This window comes from Dyella sp. 01N36, assembly GCF_056399745.1.
The window spans coordinates 1-2729 of the sequence record NZ_JBFTRY010000306.1; the positions used below are offsets into that span (position 1 = coordinate 1).

2 protein-coding genes and 1 tRNA gene are annotated in these 2729 nt (G+C 65.9%); 1 reads left to right on the forward strand and 2 read right to left on the reverse strand.

Annotated elements, in window-relative coordinates:
* Nucleotides 1-530 (forward strand): selenide, water dikinase SelD (gene selD / locus AC1DMG_RS21425; protein WP_477181084.1); only part of this gene is annotated, 530 nt, incomplete at its 5' end.
* 15 nt (nucleotides 531-545) lie between these two features.
* Here the strand turns inward: selD and AC1DMG_RS21430 are convergent.
* Together AC1DMG_RS21430 and selB are read right to left on the reverse strand one after the other, a co-directional pair.
* Nucleotides 546-642, reverse strand: a tRNA-Sec gene (locus AC1DMG_RS21430).
* A 12-nt stretch (nucleotides 643-654) separates the two neighbouring features.
* Nucleotides 655-2589, reverse strand: coding sequence for a selenocysteine-specific translation elongation factor (gene selB / locus AC1DMG_RS21435; protein ID WP_477176434.1), 1935 nt, complete (start codon nucleotides 2587-2589; stop codon nucleotides 655-657).
* Nucleotides 2590-2729: the final 140 nt, after the last annotated feature.

The window sequence follows — 2729 nt, forward strand, 5'->3', positions numbered from 1 at the left end:
CGCTGATCCTGACCAAGGGCATCGGTGTCGGCATCTATTCGGCAGCCTTCAAGAAGCAGGCGCTGCCCGCCGACGCGTACACCGAGATGCTGGTGTCCACCACCTTGCTCAACCGTATCGGATGCGAGCTGGGCAAGGACGAGGACGTGCATGCGATCACCGACGTCACCGGCTTCGGTTTGCTCGGGCATGGCCTGGAAATGGCGCGTGGCAGCGGCCTGCGCATTCGGCTGGAACAGGCGCGCATTCCGTTCTTCACGCAGGCGCAGGCCCTGGCCGAAGCGGGATACATCACCGGCGCTTCCAACCGCAACTGGAACAGCTACAGCGACGGCGTCACCCTGCCCGCGGATTTGCCGGCATGGCGCCGCGCCTTGCTGACCGATCCGCAAACCTCGGGCGGCCTGCTGGTGGCGTGCAAGCCCGAGCGGGCCGAAGCGATTCGGGCGCAGATCGAGGCGGCCGGTTATCCCTGCGCGAGCATCATCGGCACGCTGAGTGAAGGAACGCCGGGCATCGAGGTGGTTTAAGACGACCGCCAGGAGTGGCGGAAGAGCATGGGAGTCGAACCCACCCGAGACAGTCTTATCTGCCTCACCCGGATTTGAAGTCCGGACGCCCCACCGGAGACGATGCTCTTCCTTAATCGCGCGATCACGACGAGGCGGGTCCGTACAAGTCGAGGGAGCGCGCCTGCATCCTGCGCATGCTACCGCGATTGAGCGTGACGCCCTGCCGGTCGAGAAATTCTAGTATCTGGATGGCGACTTTACGACCATTGTCCAGGCGATCGCGAAACTGCGCCGCGGTGAACCGCCCGTCACTGGATTGCGCAGCAATATCCGCCGCGATCATGACCATCTCGTGCATGGTCGCGCGCAGGAAGAAGTGGTCATGCGCCACTTCGTCGGCCAGGCCCATGCGCGCCGCCAAATGCATCAGCTGCCGAATCTCCTGCTCGGGGCGCGACAGCACGCCGGCAATGTCGCGAACGCGCGGCGGACGAAAGCGCTCGCCGCCGCCCAAAAACGGCGCCACGCGTTGCCACATCGCCTCGCTGGCCGGATTCATCTGCAGGGAGTGGCTGGCCAGGCGCACAAACGCACCGTCACGGACCACGCGTCCCGCCAGGTCGGCGTGTTGCAAGGCCAGCGCAAATGCCGACGGCGGCAATTTCGGTTGCACGGCCAGCCGCAGCTTTTCCCGGCCCATGCCTTGGACATCCGGGTTGTTGGCGTGAAACGCTTCCAGCCGCTCGATCAGGTTGGCGACAAAGGTCGGCCAATGCGCCTGGCTGATCGCGATGCGTTCGTCGTCTGCCTGGAAGATGATCGGTGCCAACGCCGCTACGACGCCTTCCATCACGGCATCGGAGAGTGCGCGATCCCGCGCGAAAGCCAGCAGATCCCAGGCGAACGGCGGCGCCTCCAGCAGGCTGGCCAAGGCTTGCCGAGGATCGCTGATCGCTTGCGCTTCACGCTGCGCTTCACGCGCTGCCGTTCGCCGTTGCCGCGATGGCGCGCGCAGATCGAAAAACTGTCCGCCACCCATGGTGCGCTGGGCGGATACGTCACGCAGCACGAAGCGATCGAACGCTGCCGCGGCAATCGGACGGCTCAACACCAGTTGCACGTCGGCCATCTGGCCAGGCAAGAGCTGCTGCCCTTCGAGCAGGACGATGCGTGCGCCCACTTCCACTGCGGCGTGATGCAGCCGTGCCGGAAACCATTGGCCGATCGGCCTGGCTTCGCCGGGCAAGAGTTGCAGACGCGCATCGATGCGGTCGGTGGGCGCGTGCAGGAAAGGATCGACCACCATGTCGCCGCGATGRATCGTGTCCTTGGCGATGTCCTCGCCGACCAGGTTGAGCGCGCACCGGTCGCCTGCACGCCCGCACTCCACGTCGCGGTTCTGTGCGTGCACCGAGCGCACGCGTGCGGCAAGCCCCGTGGGGCTGAGCAACACCTGGTCTTTGACACGAACCACGCCCGACAAGACGGTGCCCGTCACCACCAGTCCGATGCCGGGCAAGGTGAAAACGCGGTCGACCGCCAGGCGAAAACGGCCGTCGCTGGCGCGCTCGCCCAGGGCACGCGCCTCGGCGACGAGTCGATCGCGCAGTGCATCGACACCCTCACCCGTGATCGAAGAAACCGGCCATACCTCGGCGCCTTCCAGTACCGTCCCTGCCATCGCCTCATGGATCTGTGCACTCACCTCGGCAAGGCGTCCGGGCGTCACGCGATCGACCTTGGTCAGCGCAACCAGGCCACGCTCGACCTGCAACAGATCGAGGATGGCCAGGTGTTCGAGGGTCTGCGGCATCACGCCATCGTCGGCTGCAACCACCAGCAGCGCGATATCGATGCCGCTCGCACCCGCCACCATGGTGTGCACGAAACGTTCGTGGCCCGGCACGTCGATGAAGCCCAGGATGCTGCTGTCGTCCAGCGCAAGAAACGCGAATCCCAGGTCGATGGTGATGCCGCGGCGCTGCTCTTCCTTCAGGCGATCGCCCTCGACACCGGTCAGGGCGCGCACCAGCGCCGTCTTGCCGTGATCGATGTGGCCCGCCGTGCCTACGATCATGGAGCGTGCGTGGCGGCGGCTGGGAGCTGGGCGAGCGCCTCGAGGAATGCGTTCTCGTCCTGTTCGTCCAGGCAACGCAGGTCCAGTCGCAATGCGCCCACGGCGACCCGGCCGATGATGGGACGCGGCAGCGCACGCAG